The organism is Rhodococcus sp. WAY2 (assembly GCF_009859915.1).
Classification (GTDB): Bacteria; Actinomycetota; Actinomycetes; order Mycobacteriales; family Mycobacteriaceae; genus Rhodococcus_F; species Rhodococcus_F oxybenzonivorans.
This window is the reverse complement of sequence record NZ_CP046572.1, coordinates 4,229,634-4,245,235: the sequence shown is the minus strand read 5'-3', so window position 1 is coordinate 4,245,235 and position 15,602 is coordinate 4,229,634. Positions and strand designations below refer to the sequence as shown.

12 protein-coding genes and 1 pseudogene are annotated in these 15,602 nt (G+C 66.6%); 3 read left to right on the top strand and 10 right to left on the bottom strand.

From position 1 onward, the window contains the following. Position 1 precedes the first annotated feature (1 nt). Together GFS60_RS19475 and fabG are read right to left on the bottom strand one after the other, a co-directional pair. Positions 2–1,217, bottom strand: a pseudogene (locus GFS60_RS19475) (acetyl-CoA C-acetyltransferase). A gap of 40 nt (positions 1,218–1,257) precedes the next feature. Continuing rightward, positions 1,258–1,998 (bottom strand): 3-oxoacyl-ACP reductase FabG, encoded by a 741-nt coding sequence (gene fabG, locus GFS60_RS19470; RefSeq protein WP_159923750.1) that lies wholly within the window; start codon positions 1,996–1,998, stop codon positions 1,258–1,260. Positions 1,999–2,195: 197 nt separating this feature from the next. Here fabG and GFS60_RS19465 point away from each other — a divergent pair, with 197 nt between their 5' ends. Next, positions 2,196–3,359, top strand: a complete 1,164-nt coding sequence (locus tag GFS60_RS19465; RefSeq protein WP_159927357.1) for an acyl-CoA dehydrogenase family protein — start codon at positions 2,196–2,198, stop codon at positions 3,357–3,359. A 58-nt stretch (positions 3,360–3,417) separates the two neighbouring features. On the opposite strand, the gene GFS60_RS19460 is transcribed toward GFS60_RS19465, so the two are convergent. From GFS60_RS19460 to GFS60_RS19445, 4 genes are read right to left on the bottom strand one after another with little or no spacing between them, the layout of a single operon-like run. Then, a complete protein-coding gene (locus tag GFS60_RS19460; RefSeq protein WP_159927355.1) occupies positions 3,418–5,025 on the bottom strand; it encodes a class I adenylate-forming enzyme family protein in 1,608 nt (535 codons plus the stop codon). A gap of 51 nt (positions 5,026–5,076) precedes the next feature. Continuing rightward, positions 5,077–5,841 carry an SDR family NAD(P)-dependent oxidoreductase gene (locus GFS60_RS19455; protein WP_159923748.1) on the bottom strand — a complete coding sequence of 255 codons (765 nt, stop codon included), beginning with the start codon at positions 5,839–5,841 and terminating at the stop codon, positions 5,077–5,079. A 31-nt stretch (positions 5,842–5,872) separates the two neighbouring features. After that, complete coding sequence (locus GFS60_RS19450) at positions 5,873–7,006, bottom strand: thiolase family protein (RefSeq protein WP_159923746.1); 1,134 nt, start codon at positions 7,004–7,006, stop codon at positions 5,873–5,875. Further along, the gene (locus GFS60_RS19445; RefSeq protein WP_159923744.1) at positions 7,003–8,328 is read right to left on the bottom strand and encodes an MFS transporter; all 1,326 of its coding nucleotides are present in this window, start codon (positions 8,326–8,328) and stop codon (positions 7,003–7,005) included. The genes GFS60_RS19450 and GFS60_RS19445 overlap by 4 nt, the downstream gene beginning before the upstream one ends. 310 nt (positions 8,329–8,638) lie before the next feature. On the opposite strand from GFS60_RS19445, the gene GFS60_RS19440 reads away from it, so the two are divergent. Continuing rightward, positions 8,639–9,832 carry an acyl-CoA dehydrogenase family protein gene (locus tag GFS60_RS19440; protein WP_159923742.1) on the top strand — a complete coding sequence of 398 codons (1,194 nt, stop codon included), beginning with the start codon at positions 8,639–8,641 and terminating at the stop codon, positions 9,830–9,832. A gap of 16 nt (positions 9,833–9,848) precedes the next feature. Continuing rightward, positions 9,849–11,006 (top strand): acyl-CoA dehydrogenase family protein, encoded by a 1,158-nt coding sequence (locus tag GFS60_RS19435; protein WP_159923740.1) that lies wholly within the window; start codon positions 9,849–9,851, stop codon positions 11,004–11,006. 73 nt (positions 11,007–11,079) lie between these two features. Here the strand turns inward: GFS60_RS19435 and GFS60_RS19430 are convergent, their stop codons facing one another. From GFS60_RS19430 to GFS60_RS19415, 4 genes are read right to left on the bottom strand one after another with little or no spacing between them, the layout of a single operon-like run. Next, positions 11,080–12,066, bottom strand: a complete 987-nt coding sequence (locus tag GFS60_RS19430) for a TAXI family TRAP transporter solute-binding subunit (protein ID WP_159923738.1) — start codon at positions 12,064–12,066, stop codon at positions 11,080–11,082. Further along, a complete protein-coding gene (locus GFS60_RS19425; protein ID WP_159923736.1) occupies positions 12,063–13,481 on the bottom strand; it encodes a sensor histidine kinase in 1,419 nt (472 codons plus the stop codon). The genes GFS60_RS19430 and GFS60_RS19425 overlap by 4 nt, the downstream gene beginning before the upstream one ends. A 1-nt stretch (position 13,482) precedes the next feature. Continuing rightward, positions 13,483–14,142: a response regulator transcription factor gene (locus GFS60_RS19420; protein WP_159923734.1), complete on the bottom strand. Its 660-nt coding sequence runs from the start codon at positions 14,140–14,142 to the stop codon at positions 13,483–13,485. Positions 14,143–14,158: 16 nt separating this feature from the next. Further along, on the bottom strand, positions 14,159–15,526 hold the full coding sequence (locus GFS60_RS19415) for an MFS transporter (protein WP_159923732.1): 1,368 nt from the start codon (positions 15,524–15,526) through the stop codon (positions 14,159–14,161). Between the last annotated feature and the right edge of the window lie 76 nt (positions 15,527–15,602).

Here is a 15,602-nt window from a genome sequence, read left to right as displayed (position 1 = left end):
TCTACGCCACTCGTTCGAACACTGCGGCCAGGCCCTGCCCACCACCGATGCACATCGTCTCGAGCCCGTACCGCGCGTCACGGCGATCGAGCTCCCGGGCCAGGCTCGCCAGCATCCGTACCCCCGTCGCACCGACAGGATGACCGAGGGAGATTCCGGAACCGTGGACATTGGTGCGATCCAGATCCGCTGCGCGGAAATCCCATTCGCGCATCACGGCCAGCGCTTGCGCCGCGAACGCCTCGTTGAGTTCGATCAGGTCGATGTCGGAGAGGGTGAGCCCGGCCTTGCGCAGCGCGACCTCGGTGGCCGGGACCGGACCGATACCCATGATTTTCGGTGCGACACCGGCCGCGCCCCAGGACACCATGCGCACGAGCGGACGCAGACCGAGCCGTTCCGCGGTCTGCGTCGTGGTGACGAGACACATTGCTGCAGCGTCATTCTGCCCGCTGGCGTTGCCGGCGGTCACAGTGGATTCCGGATCGGTCTTGCCCAGAATCGGTTTCAGGGCAGCCAGCGATTCGAGTGAGTGAGATGTCGGGACGAGGATGCTCGTCGGTGTCGATCACCTGCTCACCGGCCCGGCTGCGCACGGTCACCGGCACAATCTCTTCGGCGAGGATGCCGTTCTTCTGCGCCGTGACGGCTCTGGTGTGCGAAGACACCGCGAGCTCATCCTGCTCGGTGCGTGAAATCCCGTATTCGCGCCGGAGGTTTTCCGCCGTCTCGATCATTCCCCCGGGTACCGGGTAGAAGCGGCCGCCCGCGGTGGACCGGGCGCGCACGAGGCTGTCGTGCATCTGCACACCGGATCGTGCTCCGCCCCACCGCATATCGGTGGAATAGAAGGAGGCGTTGCTCATCGACTCGGTGCCCCCGGCTACCACGAGGTCGTTGTCACCGGCCGCCACTTGCATAGCCGCCTGGATGACGGCCTGCAGACCGGATCCGCACCTGCGGTCGATGTGCATGCCGGGCACGGTGATCGGCAGCCCCGCATCCAGGGCTACCACACGGCCGATGGCAGGCGCCTCACTGTTCGCGTTGCAGTGGCCGAGGACGACGTCCTCGATGTCGGACGGCTCGACCCCTGTGCGTTCGAGCAGTCCTTTCAAAGCAGCGACACCGAGATCGACGGCGGTGAGGGACTGGAACATGCCGCCGTACCGTCCGATGGGAGTGCGGACGGGTTCGCAGATGACGACTTCACGCATGATGGCCTTTCGGGGAAATGTCGGGAGGGTTCGGTGCGCGTCACATGAAGCGTCCACCGGTGACTTCGAGGACCGTGCCGGTCATGTACGACGAAAGGTCGGAGGCGAGGAACAGGGCAACGTTCGCCACCTCGCCGGCCTCGCCCGCACGCCCCATCGGAATTTCGCTCATCTTCTGGTCCCACGCCTTCTGCGGCATGGCCTCGGTCATGGCCGACCGGATGAGTCCCGGCGCGATCGCATTGACCCGGACACCGTGATGGGCCAGCTCCTTGGCCGCAGCTTTGCTGAGCCCGACGATGCCCGCCTTGGCCGCCGAGTAGTTCGTCTGCCCCACCATGCCGACCTTGCCGGACAGTGAGGAGATGTTGACGATGGCGCCGCGCTTGGCCTCCCGCATGATGGCGGCCGCCTTGCGCGTCCCGTTCCAGGTGCCCTTCAGGTGCACGTCGATGACCAGGTCGAAGTCGTTTTCGGTCATGGTGCGCATGGTCGCGTCGCGGGTGATCCCGGCGTTGTTGACCATCACGTCGAGCGAGCCGAAGCGTTGGACGGCTGCGCCCAGCATCTCGTCGACCTGCTCGGCGTGCACCACGTTGCACCGGACGGCGTGGGCGACGTCCGCGCCACCGAGCTTGTCGGCCGCTGCCGTGGCGGCGTCGAGGTCGAGGTCACCGATCACCACGCGGGCGCCGGCCTCGACGAAGGTCCGGGCAATTTCGAAGCCGATACCCTGGGTGCCTCCGGTGACGACGGCGGTGCGGTTGGCGAGCAGTTCCATGGAAGTCCTTTCGACATGACGAGTGCCCTCCCGCCACTCGGGGGTTCCGGCACCAGCCGAATATATCGGCGCAGAACCCTCCTGAACGGGTCGGAATCATCGGGATCTCCTATGGCGGCGTGGTCCGATTCGTATTGGACATGCGGCGACTACCATCCGACAGTGACTTCATGACAACTTTGCAGGCCGGTGATTCCATGACCACATCTCAGGTCGGCGACGACGATTTTCAGGACATCCTCGCCCAGACGCGCAGTTTCGTTCGCTCCGCTGTGGTTCCCCGCGAGCAGGAGATCATGGATGCCGACGCGATCCCCGAGGACATCCGCGAGGCCGCCAAAGCGATGGGGCTGTTCGGGTACGCGATCCCGCAGGAGTGGGGCGGACTCGGCTTGGACCTGACGCAGGATGTGGAACTGGCGATGGAGTTCGGTTACACGTCGCTGTCCCTGCGCTCCATGTTCGGTACCAACAACGGCATCGCCGGGCAGGTGCTGGTGGCGTTCGGCACGGACGAGCAGAAAGAGACGTGGCTCGAGCGCATCGCGTCGGGCGAGGTGGTGGCGTCGTTCGCGCTCACCGAACCGGGCGCGGGCTCGGACCCCGCGGGACTGCGCACCAAGGCGACGCGGACCGGCGACGGCTGGATAATCAACGGCGAGAAGCGGTTCATCACCAATGCGCCACTCGCCGACCTGTTCGTCGTGTTCGCCCGCACCCGCCCCGCAGACGCGGACGGCACCGGCATCGCCGTGTTCCTCGTCCCCGCCGACGCCGACGGAGTGCAGGTAGGCGCGAAGGACCGCAAGATGGGCCAGGAAGGCGCCTGGACCGCGGACGTGCATTTCACCGATGTGCGCGTGCCTGATTCCGCTCTCGTCGGGGGAAGCGAGGACGTCGGCTACCGTGCCGCGATGACGTCGCTGGCGCGCGGCCGGGTGCACATCGCCGCGCTGTCGGTGGGTGCGGCCCAGCGCGCACTCGACGAGTCGGTGGCGTACGCCGCCACCGCTACTCAGGGCGGCAGCGCGATCGGCGACTTTCAGCTGGTGCAGGCCATGATCGCCGATCAGCAGACCGGCGTGATGGCGGGGCGGGCACTCGTCCGGGACGCCGCCCGGGCGTGGGTGTCCGGTGAGGACCGGCGCATCGCGCCGTCGGTCGCCAAGCTTTTCTGCACGGAAATGGTGGGTAAGGTCGCCGACCTGGCGGTGCAGATCCACGGTGGCACCGGGTACATGCGGGACGTCCCCGTCGAACGCATCTACCGTGACGTCCGTCTCCTGCGCCTCTACGAGGGCACCAGCGAGATCCAGCGGCTCATCATCGGGCGAGGCCTGGTCAAGCGCGCGCAACGCTGAAGGAAACAACCGGCCCCCACCGCCGAGAGCGGGTGGGGGCCGGTTGCTTCGTGGTCCTCTAGGTGGCTGCGACCTCGAGCATCTTCCGCAGAGTCGTTTTGAGGATCTTTCCCGCCGCCGACGTCGGCAACTGTTCGACCACCACCACGTCACGCACCTTCTTGTACGGCAGCACCCGCTCGGCTACGAACGCCGACACGGCATCCGGATCGACCGTCGCCCCCGGCATCGGGACGACGAACGCCACCGGCTCCTGACCGACGCTGCCGGCCTCTCTGCCGACGACGGCAGCGGAGGAGACGTCCGGGTGCGAGACCAAAATCTCCTCGAGCTCACGCGGATACACGTTGTAGCCCTTGTAGATCAGCATGTCCTTGGTGCGGTCGCAGATGAACAGGTAACTGTCCTCGTCGACGTACGCGATGTCACCGGTATCGAGCCAGCCGTCGACGTATTGCTGAGCGGTGATCTCGGGCTGATTCAGGTAACCGTCGGTGACCTGCGGGCCGCGGACCCACAGCTTGCCGCGGGTGTGGGCGTCGAGTACGGCCCCGGAATCGTCGGCTGCACGGATCTGCACTTCGGTGTCGAACACCGGCAGACCCACACTCCCGAGCTTGTATGCGTCGGCTCCGGTCAGCGGCGCGGACGCGACGAGACAGGTGCCTTCGGTCAACCCGTACCCTTCGACCACTGTCGCCGAGGGGAACGCGCGGCCGAGCGCCTCGAGTGTGACGTGGTCGATCGGGGCCGCACCGGAGGAGACTACACGCACCGAATCGGTGTTCCGGGTCGCCGCGTCGGGATGAGTGGCGACCGCATGCCACATTGCCGGGCTTCCCGTGATGTAGGTGGCACGGTGCTTCTCGATCAGTTCCAGCATCCTGCCGGGTTCGAACCGGCCGGCGAACACCTGAGTCGCCCCGCAGAGCAGCAGGAACGACATGTTGATCAGGGCGTGGGCATGGAACAGCGGCGACACGACGACCGTCGCCCCGACGCCGGGTTCGACACCGCGATCCCCCAGTTCCTCGAGGGGTCGCAACTCGATCCCACCGTCAGCGGTTGCGAGCACCGCGTGTCCCGCTCGCCAGGCGACCATCTGGATCACGTTGGCGAGGACGTTGCGGTGCAGTACCCGAACACCTTTCGACAGGCCGGTGGTGCCGCCCGTGTAGGCGAGGTGGGCCACGTCGTCTCCGGTCACCTTCGAAGGGAACGGTGCGGCCGCGTACCCGCGGACGAACTCGTCGAATCCGAACTGTCCGCGACCTCGCCCGGCGGGCAGTCCCGCCACCACGATCGTGCGGACGGTGGTGCCGTCGGCAGCCGCGGTGAGGTTGTCCAGTTGCCCGGGCTGGGTCACGGCCGCGACCGCACCCGTGTCCACAATCTGTGTGCGGAGTCCCGGCACGGGTTGCAGCGGGTTGACCAGGGTGACGGTTGCGCCGGCTCGCAGGGCGCCGTAGTACGCGACCACGAACTCGATGCAGTTGCCGAGGTGCAGGAGCACCACGTCACGTTCGGTCACACCCGCGTCCCGCAGCGCGGACGCGAATGCACCCGACCGCTGGTCGAGCTCACGGTAGGTACACACCGTGTCGCCGTCGACCACCGCGGCCCGGTCTCCGTACAGGGCCGCCATGCTGGGCGGAAAGGCCGCCATGGTCAGATCCGGGTAGTGCAGTACCGGCTTGTTCACGTGGGTCCTCACTGGTCAGCGGGGTGCCATGCGGATGGCACCGTCGAGGCGGATGGTCTCACCGTTGAGGTAGCCGTTCTCGAGGATGGAGCAGGCGAGTTGCCCGAACTCACCTGGCTTGCCCAGCCGCGACGGGCTGGGTACGGATTTCTCGAGTGACGTCCGCACGTCTTCGCGCAGTCGCGCCAGGAGTGGGGTGTCCATGATTCCCGGGGCGATGGTGCACACCCGGATGTTTCGGCTGGCCAGATCCCGCGCCGCCGTGACGGTCATTCCGACGATGCCGGCCTTCGACGCCGTGTAGTTGATCTGGCCGATCTGACCTTCGAATGCCGCCACGGAGGCGGTCAGCACGATCGCGCCGCGTTCGCCGTCGATCTCGTCGTGGCGGGCGATTCGTTCCGCTCCCAACCGCAGAGCGTTGAAGGAGCCGACGAGGTTGAGGCGAATCACGAACTCGAAATCCTCGAGTGAACCGGCCTTGCCGTCGTTGTCCAGGATCCGCATTCGTCGTCCCGCGCCGGCGCAGTGCACGATGCCGCGCAGTCCGCCTCGTTCGTCGGCGACATCGAGGGCCGCCGCGAACTGTTCGGGGTCGGTGATGTCGGCCGCCGCGAACTGCGCTGCGCTGCCGAGTTCTTTCGCCGCCGCCGCACCCTCGGAGTGGGGAAGGTCGATGAGCGTCACCTGAGCCCCGGCGTCCACCAGTCGACGGGCGGTGGCGAGTCCGAGTCCCGACGCGCCGCCGGTCACCGCGGTGGAGATGCCTTTGAGTTCCATTGCCTGTGGGTCCCTTCAGAAAAGTGGTGGTTCAGAGAAGTTCGAGAATGGTGGCGTTGGCGAGTCCGCCTGCCTCACACATGGTCTGGAGGCCGTATCGGATGCCGTTGTCGCGCATGTGATGCACCAGTCGGGTCATCAGGATCGCCCCCGATCCACCGAGCGGGTGGCCGACGGCGATGGCGCCGCCGACCGGGTTCAGCCGGTCCATGGCGGCACCGGTCTCCGCCTGCCAGGCCAGCGGAACCGGAGCGAAGGCCTCGTTGACCTCGAACGCGCCGATGTCCTCGATGGTCAGTCCTGCCCGCGAGAGGGCTTTGTCCGTGGCTGCGATCGGACCGGTGAGCATGATGACGGGGTCGTCACCGACCACCGCGCTGGTGTGTATCCGGGCCATCGGACGCAGTCCCAGCTGCGCAGCCTTGTCGCTCGTGGTGATCAACAACGCCCCCGCGCCGTCGGAGATCTGCGAAGAGTTGCCCGCGTGGATCACGCCGTCGTCCTTGAACACGGTCTTCAGCTTCGCGAGGGACTCGAGCGAACCACCGCGGCGGATTCCCTCATCTCCCTCGAGCACGCCGGGTATCGGTGCGAGTTGCCCGTCGAAGGCGCCGCGGTCGGCGGCACGCGCCGCGAGTTCGTGAGAGCGAAGGGCGTATTCGTCGAGCACCCGACGAGTCAATCCCCATTTCGCTGCCACCATTTCTGCACCGGTGCCCTGGCTGAAGCCGTCGACGCCGTACCGGTCGAGAACGGTTGCGGGGAAGTGCTCGCCGTTCTTGCTGGCACTGCCCATCGGAACGCGGCTCATCGATTCGACACCGCCGGCGACGACGATGTCCTCGTGGCCGGCGATCACGGTCGCGGCGGCGAAGCTCACCGCCTGCTGGCTCGATCCACACGCCCGGGTGAGCGTGGTGCCGGGCACCTTCTCGGGCCAGCCGGCGGCGAGCACCGCGGTCCGGGCGATGTTGCCCGCCTGCTCGCCTGCCTGGCTGACGCAACCCCAGATGACGTCGCCGACCTCGTCCGGGGAGAGACCGGTACGGGCAACGAGTGCTTCGAGCACGTGGGCCGACACATCGGCCGGATGAATATCCGAAAGGGACCCTCCGCGCCGGCCGATCGGTGTGCGGACTGCGTCGATAATTACTGCGTCATTCATCGTGTGCTCCTCACACTGTCGCCTCGAACCAATTTCTTGTCGCGTTCCGGGTTGGCCAGGATCAAGGCGAGGACGGCACACACCGCGGCGACCAGACCGAGCGCTTGGAACGCGGTCGCGTAGCCCGCGGCGGGCGAACTGGCGGCGTCGACGATCAGGCCGGTCGCATACGGGGCGACGAGGCCGCCGACCGCCATGATCGCGAGGAATACCCCGAGCGTGCCGGCCGTCTGACGCGGCGGGCAGATTTCGGAGATCGCGGAGTTGAGCAGCGGGAACACCGAGGCGGCGAAACCGTACCCGACCGACACCACGAGCACCGCGAGGGCGGGGGTGTCGATGGACGGCAGGGCAAGCAGGATCGCGCCGCAGATGAGCACCCCGACGGCCGGCACGATGATCCGCACGATCCGGGACGTCGAGCCGCGCACCAGGAGGCGGTCGCCGATCACGGAGGTGAGGAGCATCAGGATCAGTCCCGCGATGCTCGGGAAGGCGAACATCGACCCCGCCTGCAGGCGGCTGTAGCCGAGGCCTACCTCGAAGTACGAGGGCAGCCAGGTGAGCACCACTGCGACCAGTGCGTACACGCTCATGACGAGGAGGGCGCCGCTGATGAACGTGCGTGTCCGGAAGATACGACTCCACGGTACGGCGGGCTCACCGGCGTCACCGTCAGGAGCGGTGGTCGCGCTCTTGCCGCTGCGAATGTAGGGACCCTCGGACCACGCGGTCAGCCAGACGGCACACCACACGACTCCGATCACCGACAGCGCGATCAGGGCGTAGCGCCAGCCGAAGGTGACGGTGACGAATGCGAGTGCCGGAGCAACGGCGATCTTCGCGATGGATGCCGCGCCGGCCAGCAGCGCGCTGGGCAGTCCGCGTTTTGCGGGCGCGTGCCAGGAGTACGCCCCGGTGTGCAGCAGCGCCGAGCTCGGGCCCTCGGCGAGGCCGAGGAGTAGCCGGCTGCCGAGTAGAACCACGAAGCTTGCGGCGACGACGAGCGGCAGCATGGCCACCGACCAGGCCAGCGCGAGTAGCACGAGCGCCCACCGCAGGGACATCCATCGGTTGAGCACGCCTGCGAAGAATCCGCCGACCGTGAAGGTCAGGAAGAACAAGCTCCCGACCAGACCGATCTGGGAGGAGCTCAGTCCCAGCTCCTGGGCGAGGGGTTGAGCGATGATGCCGAGTACGGCCTTGTCGGCATAGTTGACGACGTAGAGCAACACGAGGAGGGCGGTCAAGCCCCACGCACGGCGGCGGGACTCGGAGCCGATGTCGACGGGTGCGTCGAGGGTGGCGGTGGAGTGGGTCACCTGGTGATCCCTTCGAAGAATGGGTGGTGCAGGTCACAGCGTCAAGCCCATTCAACGGATGCGGGCCCACCCGATCAATACGCACTCGGCGAACGCACCGGCTGCCACTACCTATGGGTCAGGGCCCCCGCAGGTCACAGGCAGATGCAAGAAGCATTGGAGTGCGCTATCCGACCGATAGCCGAAGGCCTCTAGCCGCTCCACGGGAAGTCGGGCAAGCTGAAATTCGACCTCGCGGCTCCCGAGGCGCTCGTCCGCGCCCCGGTTCCGCACTCCCCTGCTCGGTACAACTCGTATTCGAAGGACCCCCATGAGCCGCCTCGCCCAGACTCTCGGCCTCACCGAGTTCCAGACCGAGATCATCGACACCGTGCGAACCTTCGTCGATCGCGACGTCATCCCCGTCGCACAGGAACTCGAGCATTCCGACACCTACCCGCAGGCCATCGTCGACAAGATGCGCGACATGGGCCTGTTCGGGCTGATGATCCCGGAGGAGTACGGCGGCCTCGGCGAATCCCTCCTCACCTATGCCCTGTGCGTCGAGGAACTCGCGCGGGGCTGGATGAGCGTCTCCGGGGTGATCAACACTCACTTCATCGTCGCCTACATGCTGCGTCAGCACGGCACCGATGCCCAGAAGGAGCACTACCTGCCCCGGATGGCTACGGGTGAGGTTCGCGGGGCCTTCTCGATGTCCGAGCCGGAACTCGGCTCCGATGTCGCCGCCATCCGCACCAAGGCCAAGCGCGCCGCCGACGGAAACTACGTCATCAACGGCCAGAAGATGTGGCTGACCAACGGTGGCAGCTCCACCCTCGTCGCCGCCCTGGTTCGCACCGAGGAAGGTGCCGCCAAGAAGCACGACAATCTGACCGCATTCCTCATCGAGAAGCCCGCCGGATTCGGCGAGGTGGTCCCGGGCATCACCATCCCCGGGAAGATCGAAAAAATGGGGTACAAGGGCATCGACACCACCGAGCTCCTGTTCGACAACTACACCGCCGCGGCCGATGACATCCTCGGTGGCACGCCGGGTCGAGGCTTCTTCCAGATGATGGACGGGATCGAGGTCGGACGGGTCAACGTGTCCGCGCGCGCGTGCGGTGTGGCGATCCGCGCGTTCGAGCTGGCGGCCCGATATGCGCAGCAGCGCAGTACGTTCGGTAAGCCGATCGCGCAGCATCAGGCGATCGCGTTCAGCCTCGCCGAGATGGCGACGAAGGTCGAAGCGGCACATCTGATGATGGTCAACGCGGCACGACTAAAGGACTCCGGCGAACGCAACGACGTGGCCGCCGGGATGGCCAAGTACCTCACCAGCGAGTACTGCTCGGAGATCACCCAGGCCAGCTTCCGCATCCACGGCGGTTACGGTTACTCGAAGGAGTACGAGATCGAGCGGCTCATGCGTGAGGCACCGTTCCTGCTCATCGGCGAAGGCACCAGCGAGATTCAGAAGACGATCATCAGCAAGGGCGTACTGCGTAGTTACGCACTGTAAATCGAAGGAGAGATCCGTGCAGCGTACGGTGTTCAACGAAGATCACGAGGCGTTCCGGAAGACGATCCGCGACTTCATCGCCAAGGAAGTGGCTCCCGTCCACCATGATTGGGAGGTACAGGGACATCCCCCACGTGATTTCTATCGTCGGCTCGGCGAGCTCGGCGTCCTGGGCATCCAGGTGCCGGAGGAGTACGGCGGGGGCGGCGAGAAAAGTTTCAAGTTCTCCGCGGTGGTCGGTGAGGAGACGGCGGCGGCCGGTGTCACGTTCGGCAGCTTCTCGGTACACACCAATCTGATCCTGCCGTACCTGGTCGAATACGCGAACGATGAGCAGAAGCAGCGCTGGCTCCCGGGATTCGCATCCGGCGACATCATGTTCGCCATCGCGATGACCGAACCCGGTACCGGTTCCGACCTCGCCAACATCGCGACTTCGGCGAAGCTGTCCGAGGACGGCAGCCACTACGTGTTGAACGGCGCCAAGACGTTCATCACCGGCGGCGCGCTCGCCGACCGCATCCTCGTGGTGTGCCGCACCGCTCCCAGCACGCAAGAGAACCGCCGGGCGGGGCTGTCCATTCTCGTCGTCGACACCGCCGCCGAGGGTTTCGCGGTGGGCCGGAAAATCGAGAAGATCGGCCTCAAGGCGTCCGATACCGCCGAGTTGTCGTTCACGGACGTCAAGGTTCCGGTCGAGGATCGGCTCGGTGAGGAGGGTGCCGGATTCAGCTACCTCACCCACAACCTGGCACAGGAGCGGCTGACCATCGCGCTCGGCGCGTCGGCCACCGCCGCGGCCGCGTTGCAACACGCCCTCGCCTACGTGAAGGAACGCAACGTCTTCGGAAAGCCGGTGGCAGCATTCCAGAACACCAAGTTCGTGCTCGCCGAATGCGCCACCGAGGTCGAAGCAATCCAGCTGATGGCCGACCGCGCACTCGAACTCCACGACGCCGGTGAACTGTCCGTGCCCGACGCGGCGAAGGTCAAACTTTTCTGCACCGAGGCCGCGGGCCGGGTGATCGACAAGTGCCTGCAGCTGCACGGTGGATACGGTTACGTCCTCGAGTACCCCATCGCGCGCCTGTACGCCGACACCCGGGTGTCCCGCATCTACGGCGGCACCAGCGAAGTCATGAAGACGATCATCGCGAAGGATCTGGGGTTGTAGCGAGGCGCCTTCGGCGCCCGTGCGCCTTTCTGGTTGCTCCCACTACCAAAAGGGCGCACGAGCGCGAAGCGCCTCAGCCGTGGTGCCGCCGGTATGCCGCAGCCGCGCCGGGGTGCAACGGCACTCCGGCGGTGACGATCAACGACTGCCGATCGAGGAACTGGCTGCCCGTCGCCTGTTCCGGCACCAGTTCTGCGGCATGGTCGATCAGCACTTTCACGAGTGCACCGGCAGCGTTGTCGGTCACCGTGGGGCCGGCGAGGAGAAGGTTGGCCAAACCGATTGTCGCGACCGGTGTCTGACTTCCGTACGTACCCGGCGGAATGAGCACGGACTCGTAGCGGGGGCCGAACCGCTGTCGCAGCAACTCGAGTTCAGCGGACAGATCGAGGAGTCGCAGCGCGATACCCAGGTTCGCAAACGATGGTGTGGGCACTCCGCCAGCCCACAGGACGGCGTCGACGCTGCCTTCGCGCAGAGCGTGGCCTGCATCCGTCATCGACAGGTGCAGGCGTATGACGTCGCCGGGGCGGCCGAGGCCCAACACCTCGAGAATTCGTTCCGCGGTCAGTTCTGCGCCGGATCCTCGCGCTCCCAAACTTATTCGTGCTCCGGCAAGTTGGGACGTGTCCTCGATCTCGGAATCGGCGCGCACCGCCAATTGCATGTAGTTTTCGTACACCTTGCCGATGGCGGTGAAGTCGGCGGCGGCATCTATGGCCGACACCGCGGCAGTATCCACGGCCGTCACCGCGGCAGTATCCATGGCCGTCACCGCGGCGTCGGCGAGGCTCAGGGCGAGCTCTGCTTCCCCGGACGCCAGCGCCGCGAGGTTGTCGATGGACCCGGCAGTTCGCAACGGGACGATCGTCACGCCCAGGTCGGCGCGCTCCGCGGCAGCAGCGGTCAGCTGCGCGAACTCCCAGAAGAATCCGCCTTCCTCACCGGCGGCTAGTCGCAGCTGTTCACGGGTGCCACCGGAACAGGCGGCGCCCGACCCAGCCACCGCGGCCACTGCGGTGGCCGCGAGAGCGCGGAACAGTTCGCGCCGGGAGATCACAACGCCTCCCCGGTACCGTCGGGCGACTCCGGCAGCGTCACGGTTACCTCGAGACCGTGCAGCTGTGCGGCCGCCACCGTGAGGGAACCACCACCGTTGTCAGCGAGAGCGGTGGCGATGGACAACCCCAGACCCGTGCCCGGCCGGCCGGATCCGGACCCACGAAAGAAGCGCGAGGACAACTTGTCGACCTCGTCTTCGGACACCCCGACGCCGTCATCACTCACCCGGATACGGATGCCGGACTCCGTCTTCCGGGTGTCGATTCGCACTGTCGACCCGGTACCCGCGTAGGTGTGCGCGTTGCTGAGCAGCACGTCGAGGATCTGAGCGAGCTGACTGGACCGGAAGTCGGCGAACAAGGGCTCGTCGGGGCCGTCCGATGTCGCGACCATCCCGGACTCCGCCAGCGCCTCCGCCCATGCGTCGAGCCGGTCGGCGACCACTGCGCCGACGTCACAGCCGCCGTGCGAGGTCTCGGCGGGCGACTCGGCGACTGCCAATGCCAGCAGTCCGTCGAGGATTCCGCCGAGACGGTCCACTTCCATACTCGTCCGGCGATAGGTTTCCGCCCCCGCCTCGAGGATGTACGGGGCGAGGGAGTCCAACCGAATATGTAATGCCGCCAGAGGGTTGCGAAGTTGATGCGCGGTATCGGCGATGAGTCGGCGCTGCGCGTGGGCGGAAGCCTGAACGGCGCCCGCCATGGTGTCGAAGGCCCGCGCGAGTTCCTGCACCTCCGGCGGTCCGGTGTAGCGGTCCGCGGAGTTGCCGGCAGTGCGACGGGTCCACGGCTTCGGCGACGGGACAGCGTCCTCGAGTGCACCGACGCGGGCCGTCAGTGCGCCGAGTGGACGAACGGTCCACCGGGACAGCGCGATGGCCACTGCGGTCACCGCCACCAGCGCCGCGAGCGCCCCGGCGGTGATCACCAGCCACGACGTCCGGATCGACTCGCGCGCCGTTCGGGTGGACACCTCGAGGACGACGGCGCCGTCGACCTGCGCTCCGGTGCCTACAGGGACGGCCGAGAGGACACGGTCCGCCGACCACGGTGTCAGCGAACCGCCGATGCCCTTCTTCTGATTTCGGAGTCCGGCCGTGATGGCCTCGCCCACGCCCGGGTCGGCCGGCGACAGTCCCGCTCCGGCGCGGACACCGCCCCGAGCGTCCACGATGAGAACGCCCTCGCCGTACAACTCGTGGTAGCGCGCCACCTCCTCCCGCAACAACGCAGTGCTGCCGGGGGCCTGCGTCTGTCCGGCGAGGCTGGCGAAGTGTGTCGCATCCGCCTCCCGGCTCAACCGGAGTGCCTGCGTTCTCCCGGCACCGGTGGCCAGAGCGAGGGGGACCGCGAACGCCACCACCGCGAGGGCCGCGAACACCAGCAGGACGGCGAGCACCCGTCGCCGCACGTCAGGTACCCCAGCGGTAGCCGTACCCGCGGATAGTCGAAATGAGGCCGGGCCGAGCAAGTTTCGCTCGCAGTCCGGTCATGTGCACGTCCAGGGTGCGTGAGATCGCCACATAGGCATCGCCCCACACGGCGTCCATCAGCTGCTGGCGGCTCACGGCGGCGCCGGGCCGGGTGACGAGGACCTCGAGAAGCTCGAACTCCTTGGTCGTCAGCGCGATCGGTTCGCCTGCGACCTCCACTTCGCGTGCCGCCAGGTCGACCACGACGTCGCCTTCGGTGATCTGCTGCGACGCCGGCCGTTCGGCGGCTCGGCGGCGCTGGGTCACCACGTCGAGCCTGGCCAGCAACTCCGCGAGCCGCGCCGGCTTGACGAGGTAGTCATCCGCCCCGCCGCGCAACCCGCGGACCACCGAACGCTCGTCGTCGCGGGCGGTGAGGATGACGACCGGAACGTCGCTGACGGCCCGCAGTTGCCGAAGCACCTGCAGGCCGTCCGCATCGGGGAGACCGAGATCGAGAATCACCGCGTCCATACCGCGATGGCCGAGGAGGAGATCGGAGCCGCGTCGCATGCGCACCGTGTCGTGGCCGTGGTTCGCCAGCGCCTCCACGAGTGCGTCGCCGACTCCGTCGTCGTCCTCGACCACCGCGATCTGCACTGTCCGTTCCCTTCGATCAGCTCCGCGAGTCGACCAGCTCGACATCGTCGTCCGGGCTGTCGGCCCGGCTGCTCGCCCGGTCGAGCGGCGAACCTTCCGACGTCTCCCGCATGAAGACGTAGACGACGAGCGAGATCGCGATGCATCCGGTCACATAGTAGAAGAAGAGCGATTCGTGACCGGCCCGTTTCAGGGCGAGGGCGACGGTCTCGACCGTGCCACCGAAGATCGCCAGCGTGAGGGCGTATGGCAGTCCGACTCCGAGCGCGCGGACCTTGGTCGGGAAGAGCTCGGTCTTCACGATCGCGTTGACCGACGTGTATCCGGTGACGACGGTAAGTCCCAGCATCATCAGCCCGAAGGCAACCAGCGGATTCGACGTCTTTCCCAGCACGGTCATGAGCGGGACCGTCAGCAGGGTTCCACCGACACCGAAGAAGATGAGCAGCTTGCGGCGGCCGATGCGGTCGGACAGGGCTCCGCCGAGCGGCTGCAACACGATGAAGACCAACAGAGCCGCGAAGTTGATCCAGGCGACCGTGTCCTTGGAGATGCCGGAGGTGTTGATCATGAACTTCTGCATGTACGTGGTGTAGGTGTAGAACGCCACACAGCCACCGAGTGTGAGGGCACACACCAGCAGGCACTCGCGTGGGTACTGCAGCAGCATCCGGAGCGAACCTTCCTTCGGCCCGTCGTCCGGGGTGTCTGTGTCACGCTTCGACTCCACCTCGTCGGTGAAAGCCTCGGACTCGTCCATCGTGCGACGCAGCCACATCACCGCGACGGCACCTGCCGCACCGATGATGAACGGAATTCGCCAGCCCCACGACTGCATGGCCTCGGCAGGCAACAGCAGTTGCAGGATAATCTGCACACCCAGCGCAAACAGCTGTCCGGCGACGAGGGTGACGTACTGGAAGCTCGAGTAGAACCCCCGCCGACCCGGTGAGGCGACCTCGGCGAGGTAGGTGGCGCTGGTGGCGTATTCACCGCCGACCGACAGTCCCTGGAGCATGCGGGCGAGCACGAGGAGCACCGGAGCCACCAGTCCAACGCTGTCGTACGACGGCGTGAGCGCGATGACGAGCGAGCCCGCCGCCATCACGGTCACCGACAAGGTGAGCGCCGAGCGGCGGCCGTGCCGGTCGGCGTACCGCCCCATGACCCAGCCGCCGATCGGCCGCATGAGGAACCCGACCGCGAAAACCGCTGCTGTCGAGAGCAACTGGGCAGTGGTGTCGCCCTCGGGGAAGAACTCCTTCGCGAAGTACACACTGAACGCCGCGTAGACGTACCAGTCGTACCACTCGATCAGATTGCCGACCGAACCTTTCAAGACGTTGCCGATCACTCGGCGCTCACCAGTCTGTGTGGTGCTCACGCGGACTCCTTCCGATGTCCTGAATCTCTCCGTTCCCACCACAGTGGGGCAGGTCACAGACATTCGGAAGGGTCCG

What these genes read in the sequence shown, in the direction of transcription:
- fabG (WP_159923750.1), bottom strand. Translation starts at nt 1,998, where the DNA reads ATGGAACTGCTCGCCAACCGCACCGCCGTCGTCACCGGAGGCACCCAG.
- GFS60_RS19465 (WP_159927357.1), top strand. Translation starts at nt 2,196, where the DNA reads ATGACCACATCTCAGGTCGGCGACGACGATTTTCAGGACATCCTCGCC.
- GFS60_RS19460 (WP_159927355.1), bottom strand. Translation starts at nt 5,025, where the DNA reads ATGGCGGCCTTTCCGCCCAGCATGGCGGCCCTGTACGGAGACCGGGCC.
- GFS60_RS19455 (WP_159923748.1), bottom strand. Translation starts at nt 5,841, where the DNA reads ATGGAACTCAAAGGCATCTCCACCGCGGTGACCGGCGGCGCGTCGGGA.
- GFS60_RS19450 (WP_159923746.1), bottom strand. Translation starts at nt 7,006, where the DNA reads ATGAATGACGCAGTAATTATCGACGCAGTCCGCACACCGATCGGCCGG.
- GFS60_RS19440 (WP_159923742.1), top strand. Translation starts at nt 8,639, where the DNA reads ATGAGCCGCCTCGCCCAGACTCTCGGCCTCACCGAGTTCCAGACCGAG.